Raw genomic sequence first — 6,719 nt, 5'->3', positions numbered from 1 at the left:
GTTTCTCGTGCATCGGGATCGCTCGAACAAGTGCATAGGGACAATGGCATGATTCGTTCGATACCATCGGAGTGTTGTCAGGCAACCCCCAAACACACGATACTGGATCGCATCACGATCCCCAACGGGGTACGCGATTGAGCGACTGGAAAAAACGGCATCGAAGCTGATTTTCAGTTGAACTGTCTGATTTCCGACCGGAATGCCCGTTATCATGGACACGAAGTCGATCGAAACAGGACTATTCACAGACACGCTCGAACAAGGACCGGAGATGACACGGTTTCCCCATACGAACGCGAGAATCATCGCGATCATGATCGCGATAGTCGTTGGTTCTGTCTTTTTCAGTTCCGGCCAATTTAATCCCGCCCATGCAGATGATGGTAATGGCGATCGCACCAGTTCGGTCGACACGTTCCGTCAGCAATGGAACGACTTGCGTGAGCGAATGGATGAGAATCTCTCTGACGCCGCTGAATATTTGGAATCCCAGATCGCTAAGGATCCCGACTCCGAAGATCTCAATACACTTCGCCATGCTGTCGCGACCCGTTTTATCGAACAGCAGCAGTACAACGAAGCTGCCGAGCAATTCCGCAAGCTGTTGGAATTCCAGTGCAAGCATCGCGAGAAACCGACGAACCAATTCGGCATCTTGATGACGGTGCAAAGTATCCAAGACATGACCCGGCATTCGGGTGACGACGAGACGCTGGAAAACGCAGTCGATCGAGGCATCGAAGCACTTCAATCCGCTGAGTTGCAGGATCAACAAACACCTCTACTGCCGCTTTCCCAATTAGCGGTCTTGAAAGCGCATTTCCTGGTCCGTGATGATCATCAGGACGACGCCGATGCGATCGTGCAATCGGTTTTGCAGAAGCTAGTTTCGGCCACTGAGTCGAAAGACTCTGACGAAGAGACGATGTTGGCTTTGCTACGCATGTTGCGAAGTCTGACAACGACGGACCGCGAGAACGACAGTTGGCGTGAAGAATTTATTACCCAACTTGACCAGTCCGTCACGTCGGCGATGGACGCCTACCCCGATTCCGCGGCGATCCAGAACGAGTATGCCGAGACGCAGTACTTGATGATCACGCAGTGGCGTCAGGACGATCCGGATGCAACGACGGAGCGAATCAAACAGGTGACCGCCACATTGAATTCTTTGGCAGTGCGGAACGCCACCGTTCGTGCCATGCTCCGTCGTTTGGACCTACATCGCGAACGAATCGCGTCGGTGAAACCGGTTGACAGTCTGATTGGCAAACCGGCACCGAAATGGGATGTCGACGCCTGGGTCGATACGTCCGGCACGACGCAAGAATCGCTGAAAGGAAAAGTCGTGCTGTTAGATTTCTGGGCGATGTGGTGCGGCCCGTGCATCGCAACGTTCCCCCATTTGCGGCAGTGGCGAGAGGAATTCGGCGAGCAAGGCTTTGAGATCGTCGGAGTGACTCAGTACTACAATTTTGACTGGGACGAAGAAAAATCGCAGGCCACTCGTTCCAAGGATGACGTACCGCCGCCAACCGAACGGTTTGCGATCGCCCGCTTTTTGGAGCATCACCAATTGCAGCATCCGGTGATGGTGACCCCCAACGAGAGCGAGATGCCAAGCGAATATGGAGTGCGTGGCATCCCGCATGTCGTGCTGATCGATCGCGATGGCGTGGTGCAATTTGTCAAAACGGGAGCCGGAGAAGCGACAGCCAAGGAAATCCACGCCAAGATCAAGGAATTGGTCGAGGCAGGTAAGAAGAGCGAATAGACTGAGTGTCGTTTTTTGACACTTCTCAGCAATCACCCCCACTGGTTCCCAGGCTCCAGCCTGGTAACCCAACGCCCCGCAGGCTCCCGCCTGCCGAGCATACAAACACCAAGCGAGAGCCTCAAAAGCAGTGCATTCCCGGGCAGCAGTGATTCGGCAATCCCCACTGGTTCCCAGGCTCCAGCCTGGTAACCCGATGCCTTCGCAGGCTCCCGCCTGCCGAGCACACAAACACGACGCGAGAGCCTCAAAAGCAGTCCGTACCCGGGCAGGAGCCTGAGGAACGAGTTTTTTGGTGGTGTTCAGCGAGGCGCGTCGTTTTTTGTCCTAGAATTTTCGTGAACTTGGGGCGTGGGAATCTGTGTCGCAAGTGGTTAGAATTCCGCAGAGTCAAGAAAAGACCTCCCGCGCCCATAGCTCAGTTGGATAGAGCAGTTGACTTCTAATCAACAGGTCGTAGGTTCGAATCCTACTGGGCGTGCTCTCCGTTCCCCCGCAAATCATCGCTGTCGCCCCTGCCGAGGCTTGATGGTGGCCTGAGGATCATGTCTCCCGCGGCATAACCTGCGCTGTGAAGCATTGATTCCCTTCGGCGCCAAAGGCCCAGTAATTTATCTAGCCCGGCCATTTGCCAGGAGTCGGCAAGGGATCCGAACAAACGACCAGCCCGTTGGGCTGGGGCTAGTTTAAATTTTCGGGGCGTTGCCTGCCGGGGATGATGCTTGTCCGCGCACGGGGGTTGGAACGTGCTTCGGTGTTGCCTGGTTATTGGGACGCGCGTGCTGACTGCAACAGACGAAGTGGTTCGGCTAAGCCGGTTTTGATCGCGGGCCACAATCCTGCCAGTACACAGAGCGTGATCGTCATGGCGAACCCGATCGACAATTGCCCCCATGGAATCAAGAACGAAGGCGGTCCCGCAAACCAACCTCCGAACTGTGCCATACCCACTCCGCACCATCCAGCGATGAGTCCGAAAACCAGACTCAGTATGCATGCCCCCAACGCGATCAACAGACTTTCCGCGAACACCAACCGCATCAGTTGGCTGCGAGTGACACCGATCGAACGCATGACACCAAATTCCCAAGTCCGCGAACGAACCGATGCGATCACGGTGTTGGCAATCGCCAGCGACATGATGGCGAGTGTCACCAACGGCAGATAACTCATCCCCCATATCATCCCGTCGGCGCGCATCTTAATCGCCTCCTTGACGTTCTCGGTCGCCGTCATGCGAGCGAACGGTCGATAGGCTTTGACGTTTCCCACGGACGCGGCTGTGAATGTTTCCCCGCTGCGCCGCTCGGCTATCGACTGGAACTGATTCTCGACAGCAGCCAGATCGGTTCCCGCATTAAAATTCACCCAAAAGAATTCGGTGTCCTGAAGATGAAAGTCGCGATGAACGTCACCGAAATTTGCAAATAGCAATGTCCCGGTGCGAACGAAGTGCCGCCGGACTCCCGAGAACTTTGTCACCCATTGCCAACCTGGAAGCGAAACGATGCCCGCGATCTTGTAGGTCACGCGTTCCGCTTCCGCAGCGGGCGGAACAAAGGTCACGTCGTCACCAACACGCAGCCCCGTTGCCATCGAAAAATCTTCGGAAACGACACAGCCTTTTCCAGCGGAGATGGCGGCGATCGCCGACGCTTTGTCTCCGGCGACAAAGGTAACCGGTAACATCGGATTGCGTTCGGCAAACGCCACTCGGGGATCGAGCCCGCAGACGATCCCGTTGTCTGCGAACCTCAATCGGCTTGGCGGCTCGCTTCCGTTCCAATCAAATTTGGCTTGTTCAATTGCAAGCCGCATCACCTGGTCCGACTTCACACCGTCGACCTTGGCGATCAGCGATTCATCTTCCTCTGCCACGCCAACGGGATGAAACGCCACCAACGCGTCTGGCAACCAATCGCCGGGAGTGAACGGTACAAGCATGGAATAGCCCCACGTTTGCGTCGATGCATACAGTCCCAAACCGACCGACAACGCCAATGTCGCACCAACGCTGCGCCATAGGTTATTGGACAATTGCGTCTTCATCATCCGCCGATCCAAACCGAGTAGCGACGTGACAAGCGGTCCGAGCGTTCTTTCGCATCCGACGACAATCGCCGGCGCCAGTAGGATCATGCCCAACAACAGCAGTGGATACGTGACGAACGAATAGCACCAACTTCGCCACTCGTCGGACATCGGCATCGCAAATACGCTGATTGGCGTTACAGCGGACAGCGCCAGTCCAATTGCTGCGAGTACGCCCCACCAACGATATCGAGGTACAGCAACTCGATTGGACATTGCGTCGAGCGGTTCGATCCGAATCGCACGCCACGCGGGCAAGATGGCCGCGGCAAACGCACCCACGACGACGGTCAATCCCGACAGACTGATACTGGCCCAACCCAGCACCGCCCCCGAGCTGAACAGTCCAGGCAAAACGCGACTGCCCACCAACACCATCAACCAACCGGCAAGCAATCCGCCGGCCCATCCAATCAGCGCCAACAGCACGCTTTCGACCGCGATCATGCCCGCCACTTGCGATCGCGTCAACGCGACCGCACGCAACATCGCAAACTCGCGGGCACGTTCAGTCACGCCCATGCTAAGTGTTGAAAAGATGATAAAAATCGCGGCCAGTGAGGCCATCCCTGTCGCTGCCCATGCTTGCGATTGTTGTCCCGAAACCGAGCGGCTTGATTCCATTCCGCGACGCACCGCTTCATAATCGACGAGTCGCAGCGGTGGCCGTCCCGTAGCCAGCCGATCTTGCCAGGCGTCACGAAATTGGTCGATCGTGATTGTATCACTCAGGGCAACCTGCAGCACCTGAGGCTGAGCCGGATAGCCATTGATTCTTTCGGCCATTTCAGGACGAACGTAGATCGCATCGGTGGCGACACCGGTGATGAATCCACTGGGCAGTCCAATTTGATGTTTTGCGTCGTCCGCAGTGATCGAAGGTGATCGTTCCCCCGAGGATCGTCGTTCCGATTGACCACCGTGTTCCGATCGTGCCGACGCTGCTCCTCCGCCGCGGCCGGATGTCCCGTTACCGCGTCCTGCGGCCGGGCCACCTCGTCGACCGCCGAGCGATGGCATCTCGGGAGCTTGTTGGACAATGCCAACCACCTGCAACCGAACACGATTGCCAAATGTAGTGATCTTCAATTCGTCGCCCACCGACAACTTCATCCCGTTTGCCACATTCTCTGTGACGACTGCGGAATTTGCTTGGTGATCACGGCCAAGCCACTGACCGTTGACCAATTCGTACGGTTCCTCCGCCGCAGGCGTGCTGACGAGTGTCGGACCGACGGGTGGTGCGCCATTCACCGGAGGCCGATCGCCAACCAAGATGCCAAGCGACGAAACCGATTCCTCGCTGTCCAATTCAGATCTCACGCGAGTGGCTGACACTCGATAATTGCTGACGGGATTAACTTCCAAGACTCCCGCGTCCTGCTCCAACGCATCAATCAGTTTTGGAGCAATCGTCGGGCTCGGGGATCCCGGAGGCCGACCCGCAGCCATCACCAGAACGTCGTAACGCCCGAGATACTTGCCAGCATTCTCGTCGAATTGTGAGACCAGTGCGTCGTAGCCGCTGACCACCCAAACAACGGCGCAGGTCGATGCGATCACCCCCACTGTCGTCACAATCGCTCGACCGGGAGAACGTCGCATCTGTGCGACAACGAGTTTAATTATCAGTGAGAGACTAGACATGCAGGTGAGTTTCGCTTTTCTGTTTTCGTTTTCTTCTGTCAAGAAATGGTCGACGTTCTTCGCAGTGGGGTGATCGCTGCATCAACGATTGTGTTTGCGAAAGTCGACGAGTCGGTAATGGCAACCGCGGCGATGCAAATGCCGGACCGGCCCACCAACGCCACTGAATTCAAGTCGATAGCCGAACAATGCAACGCAACAACTTCGCTTCGCCGGCCAAATTGTCACCGCAGGTGGCGAATTATTCGCCGCCGAAAACGATCGGGCGTCAGATGACGCGCGGCCCCCTCGAACCCAGCCCCCAAATTCTTTTGATGTATTTTGTCGAGTACGGGGGACACAACGACTCGGCCGCATGCCGCTCCGTCAAAGAACTGGCACGCTCCGTGCTATCCCACCCACCGTCACTCCGTCGGTCAACTGTTCGTACCGATCAACAAATCCCCCGTTCATCCAACCGATGTTTTTTAACGAATGAATAACAAAAACGCTCCGCCGGCTACTTTGGTCAACAATCTCACTAAAATCTATAACGATGGAGATCGATCGGTTCGCGCGCTGAAGAATGTGGATCTGACGATCAACCAGGGGGCCTTCGTGGCAGTGATGGGAGCGAGTGGTTCCGGCAAAAGCACCTTGCTGCATCTGATGAGCGGACTGACTCGACCGACCAGCGGATCAATTTGGATCGATGATCAAGACTTGGCCGCACTCTCGGATCGTCAATTAACACACTTTCGTCGTCGACGGATTGGGCTTGTCTTTCAAGCGTTCAATCTGATCCCATCGCTCACCGCGTATGACAATATTTTGTTCCCACTGTATGCCGCCGGAATCAAGCAAATCGATGAGACCGAGGTACGTGAACTAGCACTGCAACTTGGCATTCTGGAGCGGCTAAACCATCGCCCCGATTCGCTTAGCGGCGGAGAACAACAGCGTGTCGCGATCGCTCGGGCGCTGATCACAAACCCCGCCATCGTCTTCGCGGATGAGCCCACCGGCAGCCTCGATTCGGTTACCGGCGAAGCGATATGCAAACTACTGCGTGATTTGTGTGACCAACAGAATCGAACCATCGTGATCGTCACACACGAACCCAGTGTGGCGGTCTGGGCCGACGAGGTGGTCGTGCTAAAGGATGGTGCGATGGTTGAACGTTTTCATACGAGTGCGCACGAGGATGCACAGTCGCTGGCAGCAC

3 protein-coding genes and 1 tRNA gene are annotated in these 6,719 nt (G+C 56.1%); 3 read left to right on the top strand and 1 reads right to left on the bottom strand.

Going from position 1 to position 6,719, the window contains the following annotated elements:
• Positions 1–214 precede the first annotated feature (214 nt).
• Both RMSM_RS00520 and RMSM_RS00515 read left to right on the top strand, forming a co-directional pair.
• The gene (locus tag RMSM_RS00520) at positions 215–1,777 is read left to right on the top strand and encodes a TlpA family protein disulfide reductase (RefSeq protein ID WP_008689927.1); all 1,563 of its coding nucleotides are present in this window, start codon (positions 215–217) and stop codon (positions 1,775–1,777) included.
• A 407-nt stretch (positions 1,778–2,184) separates the two neighbouring features.
• A tRNA-Arg gene (locus RMSM_RS00515) sits at positions 2,185–2,258 on the top strand.
• A 284-nt stretch (positions 2,259–2,542) separates the two neighbouring features.
• Here RMSM_RS00515 and RMSM_RS00510 read toward each other — a convergent pair.
• Positions 2,543–5,515, bottom strand: coding sequence for an ABC transporter permease (locus RMSM_RS00510; protein ID WP_040763315.1), 2,973 nt, complete (start codon positions 5,513–5,515; stop codon positions 2,543–2,545).
• Between the two features lie 474 nt (positions 5,516–5,989).
• Here RMSM_RS00510 and RMSM_RS00500 point away from each other — a divergent pair.
• Positions 5,990–6,719: ABC transporter ATP-binding protein (locus tag RMSM_RS00500; RefSeq protein ID WP_008689920.1), on the top strand; the 730-nt coding region annotated here is incomplete at its 3' end.

Source organism: Rhodopirellula maiorica SM1, assembly GCF_000346295.1.
GTDB classification, from domain to species: domain Bacteria; phylum Planctomycetota; class Planctomycetia; order Pirellulales; family Pirellulaceae; genus Novipirellula; species Novipirellula maiorica.
Note: the sequence above shows the minus strand (reverse complement) of the source record. Positions and strands in the feature narration are given on the sequence as shown.

Excerpts from the sequence above, each read along its gene's own strand:
- RMSM_RS00520 (WP_008689927.1), top strand. The coding sequence starts at position 215 with ATGGACACGAAGTCGATCGAAACAGGACTATTCACAGACACGCTCGAA.
- RMSM_RS00510 (WP_040763315.1), bottom strand. The coding sequence starts at position 5,515 with ATGTCTAGTCTCTCACTGATAATTAAACTCGTTGTCGCACAGATGCGA.